The organism is Stutzerimonas tarimensis, from assembly GCF_042648805.1.
Classification (GTDB): domain Bacteria; phylum Pseudomonadota; class Gammaproteobacteria; order Pseudomonadales; family Pseudomonadaceae; genus Azomonas; species Azomonas tarimensis.
Genome location: NZ_JBHRXZ010000017.1, coordinates 210,245 through 231,208, shown reverse-complemented (window position 1 = coordinate 231,208; position 20,964 = coordinate 210,245). Strand labels below are relative to the sequence as shown.

At 64.8% G+C, this 20,964-nt stretch carries 24 protein-coding genes; 12 read left to right on the top strand and 12 right to left on the bottom strand.

Annotated elements, in window-relative coordinates; genetic code table 11:
• Positions 1-30: 30 nt before the first annotated feature.
• The gene (locus tag ACFOMF_RS08040) at positions 31-1,482 is read left to right on the top strand and encodes a histidine kinase (RefSeq protein ID WP_386363381.1); all 1,452 of its coding nucleotides are present in this window, start codon (positions 31-33) and stop codon (positions 1,480-1,482) included.
• 13 nt (positions 1,483-1,495) lie between these two features.
• Here the strand turns inward: ACFOMF_RS08040 and ACFOMF_RS08035 are convergent, their stop codons facing one another.
• From ACFOMF_RS08035 to nudF, 12 genes are all read right to left on the bottom strand, one after another.
• Positions 1,496-2,197, bottom strand: coding sequence for a PqiC family protein (locus ACFOMF_RS08035; protein WP_386363378.1), 702 nt, complete (start codon positions 2,195-2,197; stop codon positions 1,496-1,498).
• 8 nt (positions 2,198-2,205) lie between these two features.
• Positions 2,206-3,153 (bottom strand): MlaD family protein, encoded by a 948-nt coding sequence (locus tag ACFOMF_RS08030; protein ID WP_386363375.1) that lies wholly within the window; start codon positions 3,151-3,153, stop codon positions 2,206-2,208.
• Positions 3,150-3,914, bottom strand: a complete 765-nt coding sequence (locus ACFOMF_RS08025) for an ABC transporter ATP-binding protein (RefSeq protein WP_386363372.1) — start codon at positions 3,912-3,914, stop codon at positions 3,150-3,152. The genes ACFOMF_RS08030 and ACFOMF_RS08025 overlap by 4 nt, the downstream gene beginning before the upstream one ends.
• A gap of 1 nt (position 3,915) precedes the next feature.
• Positions 3,916-5,052 (bottom strand): MlaE family ABC transporter permease, encoded by a 1,137-nt coding sequence (locus ACFOMF_RS08020; RefSeq protein WP_386363370.1) that lies wholly within the window; start codon positions 5,050-5,052, stop codon positions 3,916-3,918.
• 13 nt (positions 5,053-5,065) lie between these two features.
• Entirely contained in the window at positions 5,066-7,330 is a 2,265-nt protein-coding gene (gene parC, locus ACFOMF_RS08015; RefSeq protein WP_386363367.1) for a DNA topoisomerase IV subunit A, read from the bottom strand.
• Positions 7,327-7,818, bottom strand: a complete 492-nt coding sequence (locus tag ACFOMF_RS08010; protein ID WP_386363608.1) for a retropepsin-like aspartic protease family protein — start codon at positions 7,816-7,818, stop codon at positions 7,327-7,329. The genes parC and ACFOMF_RS08010 overlap by 4 nt, the downstream gene beginning before the upstream one ends.
• Positions 7,819-7,850: 32 nt before the next feature.
• Positions 7,851-8,843 carry an esterase-like activity of phytase family protein gene (locus tag ACFOMF_RS08005; protein ID WP_386363364.1) on the bottom strand — a complete coding sequence of 331 codons (993 nt, stop codon included), beginning with the start codon at positions 8,841-8,843 and terminating at the stop codon, positions 7,851-7,853.
• A complete protein-coding gene (gene parE, locus ACFOMF_RS08000) occupies positions 8,840-10,726 on the bottom strand; it encodes a DNA topoisomerase IV subunit B (RefSeq protein WP_386363362.1) in 1,887 nt (628 codons plus the stop codon). The genes ACFOMF_RS08005 and parE overlap by 4 nt, the downstream gene beginning before the upstream one ends.
• 17 nt (positions 10,727-10,743) lie before the next feature.
• The gene (locus ACFOMF_RS07995) at positions 10,744-11,361 is read right to left on the bottom strand and encodes a YqiA/YcfP family alpha/beta fold hydrolase (protein ID WP_386363359.1); all 618 of its coding nucleotides are present in this window, start codon (positions 11,359-11,361) and stop codon (positions 10,744-10,746) included.
• Between the two features lie 170 nt (positions 11,362-11,531).
• On the bottom strand, positions 11,532-12,338 hold the full coding sequence (gene cpdA, locus ACFOMF_RS07990) for a 3',5'-cyclic-AMP phosphodiesterase (RefSeq protein WP_386363356.1): 807 nt from the start codon (positions 12,336-12,338) through the stop codon (positions 11,532-11,534).
• Between the two features lie 125 nt (positions 12,339-12,463).
• Positions 12,464-12,916, bottom strand: a complete 453-nt coding sequence (locus ACFOMF_RS07985; protein WP_386363605.1) for a DUF1249 domain-containing protein — start codon at positions 12,914-12,916, stop codon at positions 12,464-12,466.
• The gene (gene nudF, locus ACFOMF_RS07980) at positions 12,907-13,524 is read right to left on the bottom strand and encodes an ADP-ribose diphosphatase (protein ID WP_386363353.1); all 618 of its coding nucleotides are present in this window, start codon (positions 13,522-13,524) and stop codon (positions 12,907-12,909) included. The genes ACFOMF_RS07985 and nudF overlap by 10 nt, the downstream gene beginning before the upstream one ends.
• A 210-nt stretch (positions 13,525-13,734) precedes the next feature.
• Here nudF and ACFOMF_RS07975 point away from each other — a divergent pair, with 210 nt between their 5' ends.
• The 11 genes from ACFOMF_RS07975 to ACFOMF_RS07925 all read left to right on the top strand — a co-directional run bounded on the left by ACFOMF_RS07975 (position 13,735) and on the right by ACFOMF_RS07925 (position 20,963).
• Entirely contained in the window at positions 13,735-14,472 is a 738-nt protein-coding gene (locus tag ACFOMF_RS07975) for a DUF3298 domain-containing protein (protein WP_386363350.1), read from the top strand.
• Between the two features lie 97 nt (positions 14,473-14,569).
• Positions 14,570-15,340 (top strand): bifunctional demethylmenaquinone methyltransferase/2-methoxy-6-polyprenyl-1,4-benzoquinol methylase UbiE, encoded by a 771-nt coding sequence (ubiE, locus tag ACFOMF_RS07970; RefSeq protein ID WP_386363347.1) that lies wholly within the window; start codon positions 14,570-14,572, stop codon positions 15,338-15,340.
• Positions 15,340-15,963, top strand: coding sequence for a ubiquinone biosynthesis accessory factor UbiJ (locus tag ACFOMF_RS07965; RefSeq protein WP_386363344.1), 624 nt, complete (start codon positions 15,340-15,342; stop codon positions 15,961-15,963). Before ubiE ends, ACFOMF_RS07965 begins: the two co-directional genes overlap by 1 nt.
• Positions 15,960-17,573: a ubiquinone biosynthesis regulatory protein kinase UbiB gene (gene ubiB / locus ACFOMF_RS07960; RefSeq protein WP_386363341.1), complete on the top strand. Its 1,614-nt coding sequence runs from the start codon at positions 15,960-15,962 to the stop codon at positions 17,571-17,573. Before ACFOMF_RS07965 ends, ubiB begins: the two co-directional genes overlap by 4 nt.
• Before the next feature lie 49 nt (positions 17,574-17,622).
• Positions 17,623-18,018, top strand: coding sequence for a phosphoribosyl-AMP cyclohydrolase (gene hisI, locus ACFOMF_RS07955; protein WP_386363338.1), 396 nt, complete (start codon positions 17,623-17,625; stop codon positions 18,016-18,018).
• Positions 18,011-18,343, top strand: a complete 333-nt coding sequence (locus ACFOMF_RS07950; RefSeq protein ID WP_386363336.1) for a phosphoribosyl-ATP diphosphatase — start codon at positions 18,011-18,013, stop codon at positions 18,341-18,343. Before hisI ends, ACFOMF_RS07950 begins: the two co-directional genes overlap by 8 nt.
• Before the next feature lie 18 nt (positions 18,344-18,361).
• Positions 18,362-18,592, top strand: coding sequence for a twin-arginine translocase TatA/TatE family subunit (tatA, locus tag ACFOMF_RS07945; protein WP_386363333.1), 231 nt, complete (start codon positions 18,362-18,364; stop codon positions 18,590-18,592).
• 6 nt (positions 18,593-18,598) lie between these two features.
• A complete protein-coding gene (gene tatB / locus ACFOMF_RS07940; RefSeq protein ID WP_386363331.1) occupies positions 18,599-18,964 on the top strand; it encodes a Sec-independent protein translocase protein TatB in 366 nt (121 codons plus the stop codon).
• Entirely contained in the window at positions 18,961-19,782 is an 822-nt protein-coding gene (gene tatC / locus ACFOMF_RS07935) for a twin-arginine translocase subunit TatC (protein WP_386363328.1), read from the top strand. Before tatB ends, tatC begins: the two co-directional genes overlap by 4 nt.
• Positions 19,779-20,486: a 16S rRNA (uracil(1498)-N(3))-methyltransferase gene (locus tag ACFOMF_RS07930; protein WP_386363325.1), complete on the top strand. Its 708-nt coding sequence runs from the start codon at positions 19,779-19,781 to the stop codon at positions 20,484-20,486. Before tatC ends, ACFOMF_RS07930 begins: the two co-directional genes overlap by 4 nt.
• A gap of 60 nt (positions 20,487-20,546) precedes the next feature.
• A complete protein-coding gene (locus tag ACFOMF_RS07925) occupies positions 20,547-20,963 on the top strand; it encodes a UPF0158 family protein (RefSeq protein WP_386363322.1) in 417 nt (138 codons plus the stop codon).
• The last annotated feature ends 1 nt before the right edge of the window (position 20,964 follow it).

Sequence of the window (20,964 nt, the reverse complement as noted above, 5' to 3'; positions counted from 1 at the left end):
CAATTCCACAGCCGAAGAGCCGTGCTTTTTGTGAACCGGCCTGCCTCCGTCAAATCCGACAATATTTTCGTCATGCTCTTCAACGCCTTGCGTCTGCGGCGAATTCCTCTGGTCCTGCGCATCGTCAGCCATACCCTGCTGCTGGTGGTGCTCGCGCTCGTGCTGCATGGCTGGATCATGGGCATGCAGCTCAAGCATGCCATGGACCAGCACGCCAATGCGCTGGGCCAGAGCCTGATCACCCAGACCGCCGCGTCGGCCACCGAACAGCTGGTGGCCAACGACATGCTCAGTCTCAACGTGCTGCTCAGCAACCTGGTGCAGAACCCCCTGGTGGCTCACGCGGCGATTCACAGCGTCGACAACCGTGTGCTGGCCGAGGCGGGCACCGCACCTCGCCGCCATCTGCTGGATGATCAGGGGATATTTTCCACTTCGATCACCATCCAGGAAGCCATTGCCGGGCGCCTGAGCATCAGCCTGGACATGCAGCAGTTCCACCAGCCGATGTCCATCAGCCTTCAGAACATGGGGCTGCTGAGCCTGATCCTGCTGGCGCTGACCCTGATCCTGAGCCTGCGCCTTGGCCGGCGGATTTCCCTGCCACTGATGCAACTGCGCGTCTGGCTGCGTGACCCGGATTTCCCCGCCCCCGGTGCCGGGCGCCAGGACGAGATTGGCGAACTGGCGCGCCAGCTGCAGACCCGCCTGTTGCCAGAGCCGGAAGTACGAGAGGAAGAGGACGAGCAGGCGCCGCTCGACGACACTGAGCCGGACTGCGCCGATGACGAGGATGACGATCCCTCGCTGGGAAAGGCACCGACGCCCAGCGACCGGCCCGCTCCAGCGCCCCTGCCCACTTCGCCTGCCACGCCCCAGCGGGCGGAAAAGGTGGTCAGCAAGCCGACCATGCCTATCCGCACAGCAGTTCTGGCGGTACAACTGGGTGGCCAGGAGCGGATCAGAGCGCTGCCCGCCGCGCTGCGCCAGGAGTTGCTGCAGCGGCACCGCGACGGCCTCGATCAGGTGGCTACTCTCTATCGTGCGGACTTGCAGATGCTCAAGGATGGCAGCGGATTGATCCTGTTCAACAGCCGCGGCAACGAGCAGAACTTTCTGACCCATGCGATCTGCTGCGGGGAGTTGCTGCGCGCCCAGGTGCATTGCGTGCAGAGTGACCTGAACGAACCGCTTCCGCTTCAGCTGGGATTGTCTCAGGGCACCGGGCTGGCCGAGCTGAGCCAGGGAGACCTGCTGCTCAGCGAGCCGGTACAGGCCGCGCTGGGACTGTCGCAGCACAGCCGCAACCTGTTGCTGGTGGAGAGCAGCGTGGGGGAGGACGCCCTGGTGCGCCAGCGGGCCCGCGTGCGTCGAGTCGCCAAGCCGGCTGGCGCCAGTGCCATCGAAGGGCTGCAGGCTCCCTATCCAGCGCTACTGGAGCGCCAGCTGGCCCACCTGCAGGAAGCTCAGCACCGAGTATGAGCGGAGACGCGACTCAGAAGCGATAGACCTCGAGGTCGGTTCTGAGTGGAGGTGGTACCCGAGGAGTTTCTTCGGCCGGCTTGACGGGCTCGGCCTGGGTCAGCGCCTTGGGCGCGCCTCGGACTGGTGTACGCGCCATCATGGGACGTATCGCCATGGCCAACTGCTCACTGAGCCTTTTCAGCAATTCGCTCTGGGCACGTACCTGGTCGCTCACCGAGCCATCGTGTTCGCCCTGCAGGCGCAGCATCTGGGTGTTGCGCATCTCGCTCTTGCCATCCAGCAGACGCCACTGCGCCTCGAGTACCGCCGGCTGCTGCGGCCCCGAGTCGAGGCGTACGAGATTGAGCAGAACCTGGACCTCGGGACGAAAGCCGATCCGGTCCGGATAGACCGCGACACGGCTGGTCCTCAGTTCGCTGGCGAGCTGGCGAACCAGCAACTGGGCCATGTCGTCCTGCAGGCTCCCGGCCCAGCGCATGCCGTTGTCGATGGTAAGGCTGCCATCGGCTTGACGCTGTACCAGGGTTTCGCGCTGCAGGTAATCGGCCACCGTCATCGGCCCCAGCAGCAATGCGACCCCTGAGCTCGCCTCCGGCAACTCGGGCGCACCACTCTGGAGCTGGTAGAACTGGGAAGGGGGCGAACTGACACAGCCGCCCAATCCGAGTATCGCGGTCAGGCTGACAAGAGCGGTCAAGTGCGAGAGACGCATGTTTGAAATCACCGTGGCTGGCCGAAGATAAGCGATTGGGGTTGCTGTTGAAGGCCTTCGGCGGTCCGTTGCAAGGCCTTGCTGGCTTGTCCCATCTGCTCCAGCGTCCTTAGCAATTCGTACTGCGCCTCCGACTGGGGCCCAAGGCTTCCCAAGGCCTCGCCGGCAAGTCCCTGCACTTGCTGCAGCGCCTTCTGGGCAAGTCTGGCAGTCTGGCGAAACTCGCCCATGACCTCGCCCATGTCGGCGCTGCTGCGCTCTACATTATCCAGGATAGCCGGCATTTGTCGCTGCAATTGTTGAGTCAAACCCTCAAGATTGGCCAGGGTCGCGTTGAGATTGCCTAGGCCGTCACGCAACTCCGGCGAGGCCACCAGCCGCTCGACAGCCTGAAGGGTGTTGTTCAGCGACAGCACCATTTCCTCCAGCGGCAAGTCGCGCATGCTGCCGGCCAGGTCGCGCAGGATGTCGGCGGCTTGATCCACCCGCGAGGGAACGCTGGGGATCGCCGGAAGCCCCAGGTCGTTGGGCTCGCGGACGTAGCCCGGACGCCCCGGAAAGATGTCGAGGGTCACCATCGCCTGGCCGGTGACCAGGCTCTGGGTCTGGAGCTGGGCGCGCAGCCCGCGTTCGACCAGGCGCTCGACGATCTGGTCCATGCGCTGGTCGTCTCGCCCCGCCACCGGGTCGATGCTCACCACGACCGGCATCACCACGTCCTGCAACTCGCGGTCGAACGAGAGACGGATATCCCGCACGGTGCCAACCTTCACCCCGCGATACGTCACATCGGCACCCACCGACAGGCCATCGAGCGCTCCGGTGAAATACACCACGTACTGGCTCGCGGGGCGGAACCAGGTGTCACGACCAAGCAGCAGCAACGCACCGGCCATGAGCACCAGGCCGCTCAGCACGAAGGCACCGATCAGGAAAGGCTTGCGCGTCTCGCTCATGAATCCTCCGGTTGCGGGCTGCGCCGCAGGAAACGCTGCACGGTGGGATGAGGGCATTCATCGAGCAGTTGCTGCAGCGGCCCCAGGGCAATCTGGGTGCGGGTCTGGTTGTCGAGAAACAGGCAGGTGTCGGCCACCCGGTAGATGCTCGGCAATTCGTGGGTTACCAGCACGATGCTGGCACCGAGGCTATCGCGCAGTTGCAGGATGAGCTCATCCAGAGCCATGGAGCTTAACGGATCGAGCCCGGCCGAGGGTTCGTCCAGAAACAATATGTCAGGGTCCAGTGCCAGCGCCCGAGCCAGGCCGGCGCGCTTGCGCATGCCGCCCGACAGCTCGGCGGGATAGAGTTCGTCGCAACCCCCCAGCCCCACCAGGGACAACTTGATCGCCGCCAGTTCATCCAGCTCCGCGGCGACCAGATGTGGGTTATAGGTTTTCAGCGGCAGCGTGATGTTCTCGCGCAGGGTCATACCGCTCCACAAGGCACCGTTCTGGTAGAGCACGCCGAAATGTCGCTGCAGCTCGGCTCGGGCAGTCTCTCCCCGTGCCCAGAAATCCTCGCCGTGAAACAGCATGCGCCCGGCGAGGGGGGCCTGCAGGCCAATGAGGTGCCGCAGCAGGGTGCTTTTGCCGGTGCCGCTGCCCCCCATGATGACGAACACCTCGCCGCGCCGAATGCTGAAGTTCAGGTCGCGCTGCACCACCAGCTTGCCATAGCCCGCGCTCATGCCTTCGACAATCAGGGCCGCGTCGGTCATGTCAGATCCCCAACTGGGTGCAGATCAGCGTGATCAGCGCATCGCTGATCACCAGTGCCACGATGATGCTGACCACCGCGCGCGTGGTCGCCTGCCCCACAGCCTGCGCATTGCGCCCACAGGACAGGCCGTAATAGCAGCCGATCAACCCGATCAGGACGGCGAACACCAGGCTTTTGAACAGGCCCAGCAGGAAGTCCGTCATGGTCAGCATTTCCAGGCTCTGGCTGATGTAGAGCGGTGCCGAGATGTCGAACAGCCCAGCGCCGATGATGAAGCCGCCAAGAATCCCCAGCGCGTCGGCGAATACCGTGAGCAGGGGCAGCGCGATCAGCAACGCCAGTAGCCGCGGCAGGACCAGGAAATCCAGAGGAGGAAACCCGAAGGTGCGCAAGGCATCGATCTCTTCGTTGGCCTGCATGCTGCCCAGCTCGGCGGCATAGGCAGCGCCGGTGCGCCCGGCCAGGATCACGGCGGTCATCAGCGCACCCATTTCCCGGGTCATGCCGATGGCGACCATATTGGCGATATAAAGCTGAGCACCGAACGCCTGGAGTTGAGCGGCGCCGACAAAGGCCAGAATCAGTCCGACCAGGGTGGCGATCAGGCCGACAATAGGCAGCGCGCCAGGCCCGCACTGGGCGAGCGCGAGCAGAAAATCGCTGCGGCGCATGCGCGAGCGTCCGCTGAACAGGCGCCCGAGACCAAGCAGGACCTCGCCGACAAACTGCGAGGCATTGACCAGCGCGTCACGCACGCCGATCGCCTTCAGCCCTACGCGGGAAACGCGGCCGTAGCGCGGTCGCGGGGCTCCCTCAGGCCGTTTCGGCGACTCGTCTGCCATCCTCAGCAGGCGCTCCACCCCTTCGGGCAGATTGCCGTAGCGCAGCTCTGAGCCGGACGAACCCGCCAGCTTTTGCAGCCGGCGCAGCAGGGCCAGCAGGCTGCTGTCCCAGTCGTCCAGCGACTCGATCTGCAACAGCACGGTGCCTGGCGGACGCGCTCGACTGCGCCAGATATCGAGCAGTTCGGGTTTTTCAGCTCTCAGCGTCCAGGTGCCGGACAGCTGCAGGACAGCCATGCCATCCTGATCGTCCATCCAGCCAAGCTGTGCTGTGGTTCGCCCCTGGACTGTCATCTGCGCACCTGCTCTATAGGCTCCGGCCGGTGTCCACGAGTAACCCATCGACCCGCTGGAAACCCCGCGGCAGCTTGTTGCCGCGCCGCCCTCGCTCGCCCTTGTAATACTCCAGGTCGTCCGGCTTGATCGACAGTGTCCGCTTGCCGGCCTGCAGCGACAGCGCCGCACCTTCTGGCAGCACGACAAGGTCGACCATATATTCTTCGCGATTCGCCACCCGTTCGCCGGGGATGCCGATGAGCTTGTTGCCCTTGCCCTTGGCCAGCTGCGGCAGATCGCGGACGCGAAACACCAGCAGGCGCCCCTCGGTGGTGACCGCCGCCAGCCAGTCCTGTTCGGCACTTGCCAGGCGCCGGGGCGGCATCACCCGTGCGCCCGCCGGCAGGCTGAGCAGCGCCTTGCCGGCCTTGTTCTTTGCCTGCAGGTCCTCTCCCTTGGCTACGAAACCGTAACCGGCATCGGAGGCAATGACGTAGAGCGCCTCGTCCTCGGGCAGCAACAGGCAGTCGAACGACGCTCCAGGTGGAGGGGCCAGGCGGCCGGTCAGCGGCTCACCCTGCCCGCGTGCCGAAGGCAGCGAATGGGCCGGCAGCGAATAGCTGCGCCCGGTGCTGTCGATGAACACGGCGAACTGGTTGGACTTGCCTGCGGCGGCGGCCTTGTAACCGTCGCCGGCCTTGTAAGAGAGCGCGGTGGCGTCCACCTCGTGGCCCTTGGCGCAGCGTACCCAGCCCTTTTCCGACAGGACGACGGTCACCGGCTCGGATGGCATCAGCTCGTTTTCAGCCAGGGCGCGGGCCTCGGCCCGCTCGGTGATGGGTGAGCGGCGCGCATCACCGTAGCGCTCGGCGTCGGCCAGCAGCTCCTTGCGCACCAGCTTGCGCAGCTTGCTCTCGCTACCGAGCAGCGCCAGCAGGCGATCGCGTTCCTTGGCGAGCTCGTCCTGCTCGGCCCGGATTTTCATTTCTTCCAGCCGCGCCAACTGGCGCAGACGGGTATCGAGGATGTAGTCGGCCTGCATGTCGGTCAGGCCAAATCGCGCCATCAGCACCGGCTTGGGCTGGTCCTCGGAGCGAATGATCTGGATGACCTCGTCAAGGTTGAGAAAGGCGATCAACAGGCCTTCCAGCAGATGCAGCCGCTTCTCCACCTTGTCCAGGCGGAACTGCAGCCGCCGCCGCACGGTGCCGATGCGGTAGGTCAGCCACTCACCCAGCAGGCTGCGCAGGTTCTTGACCTGCGGCTTGCCGTCGAGGCCAATGACGTTGAGGTTGACCCGGTAGCTCGACTCCAGGTCGGTGGTGGCGAACAGGTGCTGCATCAGGGCCTCCACCTCGACTCGGTTCGAACGCGGCACGATGACGATCCGGGTCGGGTTCTCGTGGTCGGACTCGTCACGCAGGTCAGCCACCATCGGCAGCTTCCTGGCCTGCATCTGCCCCGCAATCTGCTCGAGCACCTTGGCGCCGGAGACCTGATGCGGCAGTGCAGTAACCACGATGTCGCCGTCCTCCACCCGGTAGACCGCGCGCATGCGCACCGAGCCACGGCCGCTCTCGTACATCTTCAGCAGGTCGGCCCTCGGCGTGACGATTTCCGCCTCGGTCGGGTAATCGGGCCCCGGCACATGCTCACAGAGCTGCTCCACCGTGGCGTTGGGCTCGTCCAGCAACCGCACGCAGGCCGCTGCCACCTCGCGCAGGTTGTGCGGCGGCACGTCGGTGGCCATGCCCACGGCGATGCCGGTGGTGCCGTTGAGCAGCAGGTTGGGCAGTCGCGCCGGCAGGGTCGCGGGCTCGTCGAGGGTGCCGTCGAAGTTCGGCGTCCACTCCACGGTACCCTGGCCCAGCTCGGACAGCAGCACCTCGGAATAGCGCGACAGCCTGGCTTCGGTATAGCGCATGGCGGCAAACGACTTGGGGTCGTCCGGCGCGCCCCAGTTGCCCTGCCCGTCCACCAGGGGGTAGCGATAGGAAAACGGCTGGGCCATCAGGACCATGGCTTCGTAGCACGCCGAGTCGCCATGGGGGTGGTACTTGCCTAGCACATCGCCGACCGTCCGTGCCGACTTCTTGTGCTTGGAGTCGGCGTCCAGTCCCAGTTCGCTCATGGCATAGACGATGCGCCGCTGAACGGGCTTGAGCCCATCGCCGATGTGCGGCAGGGCGCGGTCCATGATCACGTACATGGAGTAGTTCAGATAGGCCTGCTCGGTAAAGTCGGCGAGGGATCGACGCTCGACACCCTCCAGGCTCGGATCTAGCGAAACGCTCATGGTTGTTCCGTGACGTGTTGGCGCAGCAGCATGGTGCCGGCGCGCTGGGTGAATTCGAGTTGTTTGAGGGCGCTCATCCCCAGGAGTACCACCGGGCTGTCGAAGTCCGGGATCAGCAGAGCCGGCACCCCGTTCAGGACGATGTCACCCAGTTCCAGACGCTCGATGCGGGTACGGTAGCCCGTGCTCGGGCCGCTCGCGGTCATCACTGGCTGCGGTTGACCGCGGCTCAGGCCGAGTTGCTCGGCGAGCCGCGCCGGCACCGCCACGTCAGTGGCCCCGGTGTCCAGCAGAAAGGTGACCCGCTCGCCATTGATCCGGCCGGCGGCGACAAAATGTCCCTGGGCATTGCCACTCAGGGTGACCTCGATGAACTCGCCGGTACGCTGTGACTCCGGCGTCAGGTTGGGATTGAGCCGGCTGAACTCCCATTCCGAAAAGAATTGTGTGGCCAGGTACAAACCGGCCACCCAGGCCAGTACCAGCATGACCCGGCCGGCGCGGCGCCCCGGCTGCGTGGTCACCGCCGCGCTCCCCAGCCCCCGCGGGGGGCGGCGAAGCGCCAGATGATCGGCCGTGCATCGCCGTCGCCGCGGGGCAGAAAATTATTGTCGAGCCCGACCCAGACCCCGTCGGCATCGACCCACAGGGCCTCGGCGTGGCCGTCGCCCTGGGCATAACGGCGATCCGCCTCGCCAGCCGTCGCGGCAAATGACCAGCAACGCTCGACTTCGCCATTGGCCGGGTTTCGCCGGCACAGCTGGTGGGCGGCACGCTCGAGGGTGAAGAGCTTGTTGTCGAACCAGGCCAGGGCGGTGAAATCCTTCGACACCCAGCGCTCTTCCTCACGCACGGGCGAGTGCACCATGCCTCCCTCGCTGAGCAGCACGCAACCGCCCGTGCAACGCCAGCGGGCGCCGTTGCGGTGTACCACCAGCAGGCCGCGACGCTCACGCTCCGCCGCCAGCCACAGGCGCTCACCCTTGGGGTCCACCGCGATACCTTCGTACAGCGCGTTGTATTTGAGCATCATGCCACTGGCACGCGCCTGGCGCAGCAGGCTCCGCGGGAGATCTAGCCATTGCGCATCACCGGTGGCCGAGACCCGCAGCACCGCCGCGTGACCTTCACTGAGCAGGTAACGATTGCCCAGCGCGTCGCAACTCAAGCCCTCGAAATCCAGGGAGCCACCACGCAACGGCGAGATCGCCAGGGTGCGCATGCGCAGCCCCCAGGGCAGACCGCTGTCAGGTACCGGCGGAGGCTCGAGACGCTCCGCTTCGGCCTGCCAGACTGCTTCTCGCATATCGAGTCGGTACAGATGGTGATCGTCACGATCGGACACGGCCTGCAAGCCGTCGCCGCACCAGGCCAGCCCGGAAAGGTTGCCGCCAGGTATGCCTTCCACCGGATGCTCGCTTACCAGTACCAGCTCGGGTGGTGGCGGCGACGTTTCCGCGGCGCTGTACAGCGGCAGTGCCAGCAAGGCGATAACCCCCAACGCGCGGATCAAATCAGAACCTCGGCGAGGTTACCTTTGGCTTCAAGCCAGCTCTTGCGATCACCGGCGCGCTTTTTCGCCAGAAGCATGTCCATGACCTCGCGGGCCTGGTCGAAGTCGTCCAGCGAAAGTTGCACCAGTCGCCGGGTGTTGGGGTCCATCGTGGTCTCGCGCAACTGCAACGGGTTCATCTCGCCCAGCCCCTTGAAGCGGGTGACCTGCAGCTTGCCGCGCTTCTTCTCGGCCGCCAGTCGCTCGAGAATGCCGTCGCGCTCGGCCTCATCGAGGGCGTAGTGGATGTCCTTGCCCTGGTCGATCCGGTACAGCGGCGGCATCGCCACATGCACGTGCCCGGCCTCCACCAGCGGGCGGAAATGGCGTACGAACAGCGCGCAGAGCAAGGCCGCGATGTGCAAGCCATCGGAGTCGGCATCGGCGAGGATGCAGATCTTTCCGTAGCGCAGCTGGGACAGGTCGCTGGAACCCGGATCGATTCCGATCGCCACGGCGATGTCGTGTACTTCCTGACTGGCGAGCACCTCGCCGCCATCGACCTCCCAGGTGTTCAGGATCTTGCCGCGCAGCGGCATGATCGCCTGGAACTCCTTGTCGCGGGCCTGCTTGGCGCTGCCGCCAGCCGAATCGCCCTCCACCAGAAACAGCTCGGAACGGGCGCTGTCCTGGCCGGCACAATCGGCCAGCTTGCCGGGCAGGGCCGGACCCTGGGTGACGCGCTTGCGCTCGACCTTCTTGCTCGCCTTGAGTCGGCGCCCGGCGTTGCTGATGGCCAGCTCGGCCAGTTGCAGCCCCAGCTCCGGGTGCGCATTGAGCCAGAGACTGAAGGCGTCCTTGACCACCCCGGAGACGAATGCCGCAGCCTCGCGGGACGACAGTCGCTCCTTGGTCTGCCCGGAAAACTGCGGCTCCTGCATCTTCATCGAGAGCACGAAGGCGATGCGCTCCCAGATGTCCTCCGGCGCCAGCTTGACCCCCCGCGGCAGCAGCGTACGGAACTCGCAGAACTCCCGCATGGCATCGAGCAGCCCCTGGCGCAAGCCGTTGACATGGGTGCCGCCCTGCGCCGTCGGGATCAGGTTGACGTAGCTCTCCTGCACCGCTTCGCCGCCTTCAGGCAGCCAGAGTACTGCCCAGTCGACGCCTTCCCGGGTCCCGGCCAGGCTGCCGATGAAGGGCGCCTCGGGCAGGCGAGGAAATTCGCTTACCGCTTCGGCGAGGTAGGAGGTCAGACCCGCCTCGTAATGCCACTCGAGCTTCTCGCCGGCGTTCTTGTCCTCGAAGCTGACCAGCAGACCGGGGCAGAGCACAGCCTTGGCCTTGAGCACATGCTTTAGGCGCGTCACCGAATAGCGGGGCGAATCGAAGTATTTGGGATCTGCCCAGAACTGCACGCTGGTGCCGGTGTTGCGCTTGCCGACGCTGCCGATCACCTCCAACTCGCTGGCCTTGTAGCCATCGACGAAGCTCATGCGGTATTCGCTGCCGTCGCGCCGGACGGTGACCTCGACCCGGGTGGACAGCGCGTTGACCACCGAGATGCCCACCCCATGCAGGCCGCCGGAAAACTGGTAGTTCTTGCTGGAGAACTTGCCGCCCGCGTGCAGCTTGGTGAGGATCAGCTCGATGCCGGAGATCCCCTCCTCGGGATGGATGTCCACCGGCATGCCGCGGCCATCGTCGATCACCTGCAGGGAATTGTCGGCGTGCAGGATTACCTGCACGGCGCGCGCATGACCGGCCAGTGCCTCGTCGACGCTGTTGTCGATGACCTCCTGAGCCAGATGGTTCGGTCGGCTGGTATCGGTGTACATGCCCGGACGCTTGCGCACCGGGTCCAGCCCGGAGAGAACTTCGATGGCTTCTGCGGTGTAAGACATGGCGTCTTGTGCGGTCCTTACAAATCGGAAAAATCGACGTCGCGCCAGCAGGCCGGATCAAAGCCGGCGAATGCCAGCAGCTCTGCCAGCCTGTCGACGAACCCCTGGTAAGCGTGATCCCCGCCCTCTTCGATGCGGAGGGCACAGCCCTGGTAGAAGGTTTCAGCCTCCCGGTAGTCGAGGGTCTCGTCGCCGGTCTGCAACCATACCTGATAGCGCAGGGCGTCGCCGGGTGGTGGGACATCCAGCGCGGCGAGCGCCGCCACGTGCCCCTCGTCGAGATTCCAGACCTCACCGGTATGGAAATTGGTCTGCGGCCCCAGATATGCCCTGAACCGGCGATGCGGCCGTACTGCCGGATTGATCAGCAGCGCCTTCAGGCCATGGCGTTCGGCGAGGCTCGTCGCATAGTAGCCGCCCAGTGAGCTGCCGACCAGCAGAGGCCGGCCCAGCTCGCCCAGCGCGGTCTGCAGTTGCGCCATCGCCTGGGTCGGATGGTGATGCAGGGCGGGCACCCGCAGCTGGTCACCCAGGCCCGCGCGCTGCATGGCGGCAGTCAGCTGGCGAGCCTTGTGCGACCAGGGAGAGCTGTTGAATCCATGGATATAGAGGACGGTCGGCTGATCGTGGAGCATGCTGGCTCGAGACGACAGAGGAAGGGAAAAAGGCTACAGGGCCAATACCTGCCGCGGCAAGCCCGCAACCCAGCGCGCCGCTAGTGGCCTGTTCGGTTAGTCGATTTCGGCGCTCACGGCCCCGATACTGCGTTGCCGCTCCTCGCCATAGCCTAGCCATGACAAGGCCACTAGTAGCCCTTTACGCCATCTTCAGGTTCGAAAACCAGACCGGCGACCCGCGACACCGCGGTCTCGATCTGGCCATCGGGGTGCAACCGCAACCAACGGTAGCCCGGCGCCTCGGCGCCGATCTGGAAATCCTCGCTGCCAGGCTCGAACTGCATGCAGGTTGAAGGGGATGCGAGCAGGCGAACACCCTCGCGCTCGGCATCGAAGGCCTGATGCACGTGTCCCCAGATCAGCCCGCGCACCTGGTGATGCTGCCGAATGACGGCGAACAGCCTGTCGGCGTTGCGCAGGCCGATGGCGTCCATCCAGCGGCTGCCAATGTCGACCGGATGGTGATGCAGGCAGATCAGGCAATGCCGCCCGGCCGCCCCGGTCAGCGCGCTTTCGAGCAGTTGCAACTGGTCGTCCTCGAGCTGGCCGAACACCGCGCCGGGTACCAGCGAATCGAGCAGAATGATCCGCCAGCCGTCGAGATCAACCACCGGCTGCATCAGGTCGCTGCCCCGGGAGGCCTCGAGCATGGCGGCTCGATCGTCGTGATTGCCGGGACACCAGCGCTTCGGCGCCCCGATGCGGCGGGTCTGCTCGCGAAACAGCTCGTAGGAACGGGGTGAACCGTCCTGGGAGAGATCGCCGGTGGCGAGTACCAGGTCGATGCGCGGCCGTTCCACAAGTACCTGATCGACCACCCGCTCGAGGCTGTAGCGGGTCTCGAGACCCAGCAGCTTTTCATGGGCGTCGGCGAACAGGTGGCTATCGGTGATCTGCACCAGTTCCAGTATGCGATTCGCCTTCGACACGGCCATGCTCGCCAAGCCCCTGCCCCCAGATTCGGATATGCCCCGATTATTGACGGCAGCGGCTTATCGGTAAACCAGCGGAAGCGGTAATCCTTCACAAAGCCTGAAGGCGGGCTTGGCACCGCTGGCCTTCAGAGCACCGACTCCATTTCATGCCCGCAAGCCAGGCAATGGCGGAGCCACTCGCCGAGGAACAGGTTGAGCTGGCTTTTCTCGTCGGGTTGGTGCATCAGCGCATTGGGATAGTTGTAGATGCCGAGGAAACGGCGAGCGTTTTCCGTGCCCACGACCTCGGCCATGCGTGCATCATGGTAGACCCGCACCTCGAGGCGCGGCACGGGCAGCCAGGGCATGCACAGCTCCTGGCGGACCTGCAGGGTGGTGGTGTAAGGGCAAAGTTCAAGCACTTCCAGAACCAGCACGCCCAGCAGGCGATCGCCCTGGCTCAGCGCGATGCGTCGCACCTCGGGTCGCTCGCGCATCCCTGGCAGCAGCCGAAACAACAGGGCGTAGTTGGCTTCACAGGCCGCCTGCAATTCCTGCAGATCGACTCGGTAGCGTTCGCGCAGCAACTTCATGACCAGGCCTCACGGACCGCCGTACGGTTGAGCGCCAGCCATTGAAGGGCAATGATGCTGGCGGCATTGTCGATGCGCCCGTCGCCGATCGCCGCCAGGGCCTCGTCGAGGCTCCAGACGTGAACCCGGATGTCCTCACCCTCGTCAGCCAGGCCGAACACGCCACCCGCCCCGTCGCTGTCGCAGCGACCGACATACAGGTAGACCCGCTCGTTGCTGCCGCCCGGCGAAGGGAAATAGCTGGTGACAGGCCAGAGGGCGCCCAGCTCGAGGCCTGCTTCCTCCACCGCTTCGCGGCGGGCCACCTCTTCGGGCTGTTCGTCCTTGTCGATCAGGCCGGCCACCAGCTCGAGCAGCCAGGGATTATCGGACTTGCCGATCGCACCGATGCGGAATTGCTCGATCAGTACGACCTTATCGTTGACCGGGTCATAAGGCAGCACGCACACCGCGTCGTGGCGCAGAAACACCTCGCGATCGATCTCTGCGCCCATGCTGCCATCGAACAGGCGATGGCGCAGATGAAGCCGATCCAGGCTGTAGAAGCCACGAAAGCACTGCTCGCGCCGCAGGATCTCGACGTCGCCCTCGACAGGCTTGAAGGTTTCGCTCATGGATACTCGCTGGGTTGAGCCGTGGGCACTGCCGCCGCACGGAGAAAACTGAAAGACCGCCGCGGCTGAACGCGGGTCGTCTATTAGGCATCCTAACCCGCTGCCGGTTCGGCTGCAGCCCCTGCTCGACAGGCGAGGGTCCATGGAGGACTTGACCTGAGCGCGCCGAACTTGAAGCATCACCCCGCCCCAACCGCCACAAGGTAAACCATGTCATCCAGCCCTTTCATCCCACTTCTCGGCCTGGTGGCCCTGGCGCTCTCGCTGGCGGCCTGCCAACGACCGCCCGCCGACCAGCCCCCCGTCGCCTTTGAGCGCTCGATCAGCGAAACCCGCAGCGAAGGCTGCGACGGAGAACATTGTCCCCTGGTCAATATCGACGTGCTGCGCTTTCCGGGTGAGCCGGAACTGGAAAGGCTGATCGACCGCCGCCTGCGCCAGTTGGCCCGTCACGGCGACGAGCCGATTCCACCTTCGCTGGAGGCTCATCGCCAGGCCTTTCTGGCCAGCGCGCGCGACGACTGGAGCAGTTGGCTACAGGCGGCGATCCGCGACTGGCATGGCCAGGTACTGGTGATCGAACTGTCCAGCTATCGCGACCTGGGCGACACCACAGGTCACCCGGGGCGGGGTTTCATCAACTATGACCGTGCCGCCAAGCGCGAGCTTCGGCTGCAGGACGCCCTGCTGCCAGGCCGCGAAGGCGCCTTCTGGCGATTGGCCGAACAGGCCCATCGTGACTGGGTTCGCCAGCAGCACCCCGAGCGTATCGTCGAGTTCCGCGCGGCGTGGCCTTTCCGGCCGACACCACACATCGCACTGCTGCGTGATCGCGTTCTGCTCAAATACGACGTCAGGCAGATTGCGCCCTACGACAATGGGCATCCGGAAATCAGCGTGCCACACAGCCGCCTCACCGATATTCTGCGGCCTGAATTCCTGCGCTGAGAATGCAGCCCGACCACCTGGAAGCATCGCATCAGGCCGCTTCAGCGGTGTAATTGCGTTTACAATGCCCGGCAGACCTTATCCGGTGGACTTGACCATGACCGACTCTCGCAACGAGCGTGACGCAGAACCGACCACCCACTTCGGTTACCAGAGCGTTCCGGAAAGCCAGAAGGCGCAGAAGGTGGCCGAAGTGTTTCACTCGGTCGCCGCCAAATACGATCTGATGAATGACCTCATGTCGGGTGGCGTACACCGGCTGTGGAAGCGTTTCACCATCGAATTGTCTGCCGCCCGCGCAGGTAATCGCGTGCTTGATATCGCCGGCGGCACAGGCGACCTGACCCGCCAGTTCTCGCGCATCGTCGGCCCCACCGGCGAAGTGGTACTGGCCGACATCAACGCATCGATGCTCAAGGTCGGCCGCGACAGACTGCTGGACCAGGGCATCGCCGGCAACGTCAAGTTCGTTCAGGCCGACGCCGAAAAGCTGCCCTTCCCGGACAACCATTTCGATGTGGTCACCATCGCCTTCGGGCTGCGCAACGTCACCCACAAGGAGGACGCCATTGCGTCCATGCTGCGGGTGCTCAAGCCCGGCGGCCGCCTGCTGGTGCTGGAATTCTCCAAGCCCACCAACACCCTGCTGTCCAAGGCCTACGACAGCTACTCGTTCAGTCTGCTGCCGTTGATGGGCAAGCTGATCACCAACGACGCCGACAGCTACCGCTACCTGGCCGAGTCGATCCGCATGCACCCGGATCAGGAAACCCTCAAGGGCATGATGGAGGCGGCCGGTTTCGAGCGCGTCACCTACCACAACATGACCGGCGGCATTGTCGCCCTGCATCGCGGCATCAAGCCCTGATGCTCACCACTGCCCTGCTGGCCGGCGTGGAACGCGGGCTGAACGCTGCCCTTCGCCTGGACGCCACGGCACTGCCGCGGCTGGCCAGGCTGTCCGGCCAACTCATCGAAGTGAACGCCAGCGCCCCTGCGTGGCGCCTGTTCGTTCTGCCGGACAATGAAGGCCTGCGCCTGGCATTGCATTGGGAGGGTGAAGCCGACTGCGTGTTGCGCTCGCCCTCCGCCAGCCTGGTCCGACTGATGCTCAGCCGGGACAAGCCTGCCGTGCTGCACCGACCCGAGGTGAGCATGGAAGGCGACAGCCAGGTGCTGCTGTCGCTGGTGGGTGTTCTGCAGGATCTCGAACTGGACTGGGAATACGAGCTGTCCCGCTGGCTCGGGCCGGTTGCCACACCGCTCCTGGGCAACTTCCTGCGCAACCAGGCGCGCTGGGCGAAAGACAGCGCCGACAGCATGCGACAGAACCTGATCGACTATCTCAGCGAAGAAGCCCGTGGCCTGATCGGCCAGGCCGAGGCCAACGCCCGCTTCAACGAACTGGACGATCTCAAACTTGCCCTCGACCGACTCGAGGCGCGCGTCCAGCGCCTGGATCGGTCCCCTAGCCTGCCGCCCGCCGCATGAAGCTGTTCGCCGCCTCCGTCCGTCTCCTTCGCATCCTGCTGGTGGTGATCCGCTACCGCATCGACGACCTGCTGCTGGACCTGCCGATGCCCTGGTGGCTGCGCCCTGCTCGCTTTCTCCTTCCCTGGCGCTGGATCCCGCGACGCAAGGCCCGACTCTCCCGCGGAGCGCGGCTGCGCCTGGCGCTGGAGGGGCTGGGTCCCATCTTCATCAAGTTCGGTCAATTGCTGTCCACCCGTCGTGACCTGCTGCCACCGGACATCGCCGATGAGCTGGCGATCCTCCAGGACCGGGTGCCGCCGTTCAGCTCGGACATCGCCACAGCGTTGATCGAGCGCCAGCTCGGCGCACCCATCGACACCCTGTTCGCACGCTTCGATCGCAAGCCGCTGGCCTCCGCGTCGGTGGCTCAGGTCCACGCGGCCCGCCTGCGCACTGGCGAGGAGGTCGTGGTCAAGGTGATCCGGCCAGGCCTCAAACCCATCATCGATCAGGATGTCGCCTGGCTGTACCTGCTGGCCAAGTTTGCCGAGCGTGCCTCGGCCGAAGCACGCCGGCTGCGTCCGGTGGAAGTGGTCGACGACTACGCCAAGACCATCTACGACGAACTGGATCTGCTGCGCGAGGCCGCCAATTCCAGCCAGCTCAAGCGCAACTTCGAGAAATCCCAGTTGCTCTATGTGCCGCAGGTCTACTGGGACTACTGCCGTCCGCAGGTGCTGGTCATGGAGCGCATCTACGGTGTGCCGGTCACCGACCTGAAGGCCCTGGCCGAACAGCAGACCGACATGAAAGTGCTTGCCGAGCGCGGCGTCGAGATCTTCTTCACCCAGGTGTTCCGCGACAGTTTCTTTCACGCCGACATGCACCCGGGCAACATCTTCGTCAGCACCCGCCAGCCCTGGAGCCCCCAATACATCGCAATCGACTGCGGCATCGTCGGCAGCCTGACCCCGGAAGACCAGGACTATCTGGCCCGCAACCTCATGGCTTTCTTCCGCCGCGACTACCGCAAGGTCGCCCAATTGCACATCGACTCGGGCTGGGTGCCGGCGGAGACCAAGGTCAACGAATTCGAGGCGGCGATCCGCACCGTCTGCGAACCGATCTTCGAGAAACCGCTGAAGGATATTTCCTTCGGCCAGTTGCTGGTGCGACTGTTCCAGGTGGCCCGACGCTTCAACATGGAGGTGCAGCCGCAACTGGTGCTGCTGCAGAAGACGTTGCTCAACATCGAAGGCCTCGGCCGGCAGCTCTATCCCGATCTCGACCTGTGGGCCACCGGCCAGCCTTACCTCGAGCGCTGGATGCGCGAGCGGCTGAGCCCCAAGCGACTGCTCAAGGACGTCCAGGCCCAGGTGGAGCAGATCCCCCATCTGGCAGGCATGACCCGCGAGCTGCTCGAACAGATGTCCAATCCCCATCGCGACAATCCGCCCGGACCCTGGCAGCGTGAACGGCGTGATGAATGGCCGCTGCGCCTGGCTGGCGCGGCGCTGCTGGCCGGAGGCGTGGCCCAGGCCGCCGTCGCCGCACCGCTGCTGGCGGTGGAAGCCTGGCCGGCCGGGCTGATGCTGGTGACCGGCTTGTACCTCATCGTGCATAGATAGCCAGCAGGCGGTCAGGCTGGCACACTGGATTGAAGAGGTGGAGAAACCGATGAACTGGCTGGACGAGATCAACTGGAACGAAGACGGGCTGGTGCCGGCAATCGCGCAGGACCACCAGAGCGGGCGTGTGTTGATGATGGCCTGGATGAACCGTGAGTCGCTGGGCCTTACCGTTCAGGAGAACCGTGCCATATATTGGTCACGTTCCCGTGGCAGACTCTGGCGCAAGGGCGAAGAGTCCGGCCATGTGCAGAAACTGCATGAACTGCGGCTGGACTGTGACGCCGACGTGATTATCCTCATGGTGGAGCAACTGGGCGGAATCGCCTGCCACACCGGACGGGAAAGCTGCTTCTATCGCCTTTACCGCGACGGTGGCTGGCAGACGGTGGACGCCGTGATCAAGGACCCACACGCGATTTACAAAGAGCATACCCATGAGTGACACCTTCACCCGCCTGGCCGAGGTGCTCGAAGCCCGCAAGGGCGCCGAGCCGGACAGCTCCTACGTGGCCAGCCTGTACCACAAGGGCCTGAACAAGATTCTCGAGAAGGTCGGCGAAGAATCCGTGGAGACCATCATCGCGGCCAAGGATGCCGCGATCAGCGGCGACTGCGGCGATCTGATCAAGGAGACGGCCGATCTCTGGTTTCACAGTCTGGTGATGCTGGCCAAGCTGGACCAGCACCCGCAGGCAGTACTGGACGAACTGGACCGGCGTTTCGGTCTATCCGGGCACGTGGAAAAAGCCGCGCGCTCCCAATCCTGATTTCTGGAGATTACGACCATGGGTTTCGGCGGTATCAGCATTTGGCAACTGGTCATCATCCTGCTCATCGTAGTCATGCTTTTTGGCACCAAACGGCTGAAAAGCCTGGGCAGTGACCTCGGTGACGCGATCAAGGGTTTCCGCAAGTCCATGGGCACAGAGGAAGAAAAGCCCGGCATCGAGGAAAAGCGCAACCACACCATCGATGCCGAGGCGCGCAAGGTCGACGAACCGGCGAAGAAAGACTGACCCGCGATGTTCGATATCGGTTTTACCGAGCTTCTGCTGACGGGACTGGTGGCCCTGCTCATACTCGGCCCGGATCGCCTGCCTGTGGCTGCGCGGGTTGCTGGCTTGTGGATCGGCCGGCTCAAGCGCAGCTTCAATTCGATCAAGGCTGAGGTGGAGCGTGAGATCGGCGCCGACGAGATTCGCCGCCAGTTGCACAACGAGCGCATCATGGACCTGGAGCGGGAGATGAAGCAGAGCATCCTGCCGCCCACCAAGGCTGACCAGCCCGCAACGATGGACAAGCCCGCCCAGATGACGGATCAGTCCTCCGAAACCACGCCAGCCTCCGAGCAGCCCGCCGCCCCTCGCCAAGACAAGTCCTCCGAATGACCAACCCTTCCCACGACGACCAGGAAATGCCGCTGGTCGGTCACCTCGCCGAGCTGCGCAGCCGCCTGCTTAAAAGCATCGCGGCAGTGCTGGTGGTGTTTGCCGGCCTGTTCTACTTCTCCCAGGAGATCTACACGCTGGTCGCCGCGCCGCTGCGCGTCTACCTGCCGGACGGCGCCAGCATGATCGCCACCGGGGTCGCCTCGCCGTTTCTCACGCCGTTCAAGCTGACCCTCATGGTGAGCCTGTTCATCGCCATGCCGATCCTGCTCTATCAGATCTGGGGCTTCATCGCGCCCGGGCTGTACAAGCACGAGAAGCGCATGGCGGTGCCCCTGCTGATTTCCAGCATCATCCTGTTCTACGCCGGAATGGCGTTCGCCTATTTCGCGGTCTTTCCGATCATGTTCGGCTTTTTCGCCAGCGTGACGCCCGAGGGCGTGGCGATGATGACCGACATCGGCCAGTACCTCGATTTCGTCCTGACGATGTTCTTTGCTTTCGGCCTCGCCTTCGAGATCCCGATCGCCACCTTCCTGCTGATCTGGGTGGGCATCGTCGACGTCAAGGGCCTGCGCAAGAATCGCCCATACATCATCGTCGGCTGCTTTCTGGTGGGCATGGTGCTGACCCCGCCGGACGTGTTCTCCCAGACGCTGCTGGCGGTGCCGATGTGGCTGCTGTTCGAAGCCGGTGTGCTCGCCGGCAGCCTGGTGCGCCGCGAGCAGGTCCAGGAGCAGGACGCTCCAGCCGAGCCGGAGCGCGCTCAGGAATCCGAGCCCCAGGGCGGTAGCCAGCCTCCGACCCAATCTTCGTGAACCTGCTGCTGCTCGAGCCGAGCGACTTTGTCGGCGAGGACCGGGTGATCCTCCGCGACCGGCGCCTGACGCACCTGCAGCAGGTACACCGCGCCGAAGCCGGTGACCGGATCAGGGTCGGGCTGCTCGGCGGGCTGATGGGTGAGGCCAGCCTGCTGCGGCTGGCGGCTGCCGAAGCCGAATTGCAGGTCAGGCTGAGCCAACCTCCGCCGGCCAAGCTTCCGATCACCCTGCTGCTCGCCCTGCCCAGACCGAAGATGCTGCGCCGCGTATTGCAAGGCGTGGCGGCCATGGGCGTGCCGAATCTTGTGCTGCTGAACAGCTACCGCGTGGAGAAGAGCTTCTGGCAGACGCCGTTCCTGGAGCCGGCCAGTGTGCGCGAGCAACTGCTGCTCGGTCTTGAGCAAGCCCGCGACACCGTCCTGCCGCAGGTCAGCATCGAGACCCGCTTCAAGCCTTTCGTCGAAGACCGTCTGCCAGCGATCGCCCGCGACACCCTGGGCCTGGTCGGCCACCCGGGGGAGTTCCCGCCCTGCCCGCGTGCCGTCGATGGCCCGGTGACCCTGGCCATAGGCCCCGAGGGCGGCTGGATTCCCTATGAGGTCGAGAAGCTCGCCGATGCCGGCCTTACCCCAGTGCAACTGGGAGAGCGCATCCTGCGGGTCGAAACGGCGGTCACTGCGCTGCTGGCGCGGCTGTTCTGAGCGCACACTCATCGCGGACCGTGGTCACAGCAATCTGATCAACCGCGGCAGGATCGGCCCATGCAGTCCATGACCATCGACCTCGAGCGCCTTGACCAGGCCCTGAACGCCCCCGACGCCCTGCATTTTCTCGACCTCGACAGCGGCAGAATCCTCGCTGTCGCGCCCGGGCAGGCGTTACCGGGAACGGATGACAAGTACGATATCCAGCCGGATCGTTATCTGCATATCGAGCCGCTGGGACTTTCCGAGGCCATTGCCATGCGCGAGGCCTTCCTGCTCACCCAGCACAATCCGCATGCCCATGCAGTGCTCACCACCGCGCTGGGCAGTCGCCGCCCGCTGCGCACCTTCGATTACGAACTCGAAGCCTTCCCGGACATCCGGGAAGCCTGGCGTCGCTACCAGGCGACTCAGCTCAGGGAGCACGCCTACGCCTGGTTGCTCGACCAGGGCATCGAGCCGTCGCGGCGCTGAG

What these genes read in the sequence shown, in the direction of transcription:
- ACFOMF_RS08035 (WP_386363378.1), bottom strand. Translation starts at nt 2,197, where the DNA reads ATGCGTCTCTCGCACTTGACCGCTCTTGTCAGCCTGACCGCGATACTC.
- tatB (WP_386363331.1), top strand. Translation starts at nt 18,599, where the DNA reads ATGTTCGATATCGGTTTTACCGAGCTTCTGCTGACGGGACTGGTGGCC.
- ACFOMF_RS08025 (WP_386363372.1), bottom strand. Translation starts at nt 3,914, where the DNA reads ATGACCGACGCGGCCCTGATTGTCGAAGGCATGAGCGCGGGCTATGGC.
- ACFOMF_RS07995 (WP_386363359.1), bottom strand. Translation starts at nt 11,361, where the DNA reads ATGCTCCACGATCAGCCGACCGTCCTCTATATCCATGGATTCAACAGC.
- ACFOMF_RS07925 (WP_386363322.1), top strand. Translation starts at nt 20,547, where the DNA reads ATGCAGTCCATGACCATCGACCTCGAGCGCCTTGACCAGGCCCTGAAC.
- ACFOMF_RS07950 (WP_386363336.1), top strand. Translation starts at nt 18,011, where the DNA reads ATGAGTGACACCTTCACCCGCCTGGCCGAGGTGCTCGAAGCCCGCAAG.
- ACFOMF_RS08030 (WP_386363375.1), bottom strand. Translation starts at nt 3,153, where the DNA reads ATGAGCGAGACGCGCAAGCCTTTCCTGATCGGTGCCTTCGTGCTGAGC.
- ACFOMF_RS07975 (WP_386363350.1), top strand. Translation starts at nt 13,735, where the DNA reads ATGTCATCCAGCCCTTTCATCCCACTTCTCGGCCTGGTGGCCCTGGCG.
- tatA (WP_386363333.1), top strand. Translation starts at nt 18,362, where the DNA reads ATGGGTTTCGGCGGTATCAGCATTTGGCAACTGGTCATCATCCTGCTC.
- ubiE (WP_386363347.1), top strand. Translation starts at nt 14,570, where the DNA reads ATGACCGACTCTCGCAACGAGCGTGACGCAGAACCGACCACCCACTTC.
- tatC (WP_386363328.1), top strand. Translation starts at nt 18,961, where the DNA reads ATGACCAACCCTTCCCACGACGACCAGGAAATGCCGCTGGTCGGTCAC.
- parE (WP_386363362.1), bottom strand. Translation starts at nt 10,726, where the DNA reads ATGTCTTACACCGCAGAAGCCATCGAAGTTCTCTCCGGGCTGGACCCG.
- ACFOMF_RS07965 (WP_386363344.1), top strand. Translation starts at nt 15,340, where the DNA reads ATGCTCACCACTGCCCTGCTGGCCGGCGTGGAACGCGGGCTGAACGCT.
- hisI (WP_386363338.1), top strand. Translation starts at nt 17,623, where the DNA reads ATGAACTGGCTGGACGAGATCAACTGGAACGAAGACGGGCTGGTGCCG.
- ACFOMF_RS08010 (WP_386363608.1), bottom strand. Translation starts at nt 7,818, where the DNA reads ATGCTGGTACTGGCCTGGGTGGCCGGTTTGTACCTGGCCACACAATTC.
- parC (WP_386363367.1), bottom strand. Translation starts at nt 7,330, where the DNA reads ATGAGCGTTTCGCTAGATCCGAGCCTGGAGGGTGTCGAGCGTCGATCC.
- ubiB (WP_386363341.1), top strand. Translation starts at nt 15,960, where the DNA reads ATGAAGCTGTTCGCCGCCTCCGTCCGTCTCCTTCGCATCCTGCTGGTG.
- cpdA (WP_386363356.1), bottom strand. Translation starts at nt 12,338, where the DNA reads ATGGCCGTGTCGAAGGCGAATCGCATACTGGAACTGGTGCAGATCACC.
- ACFOMF_RS08020 (WP_386363370.1), bottom strand. Translation starts at nt 5,052, where the DNA reads ATGACAGTCCAGGGGCGAACCACAGCACAGCTTGGCTGGATGGACGAT.
- nudF (WP_386363353.1), bottom strand. Translation starts at nt 13,524, where the DNA reads ATGAGCGAAACCTTCAAGCCTGTCGAGGGCGACGTCGAGATCCTGCGG.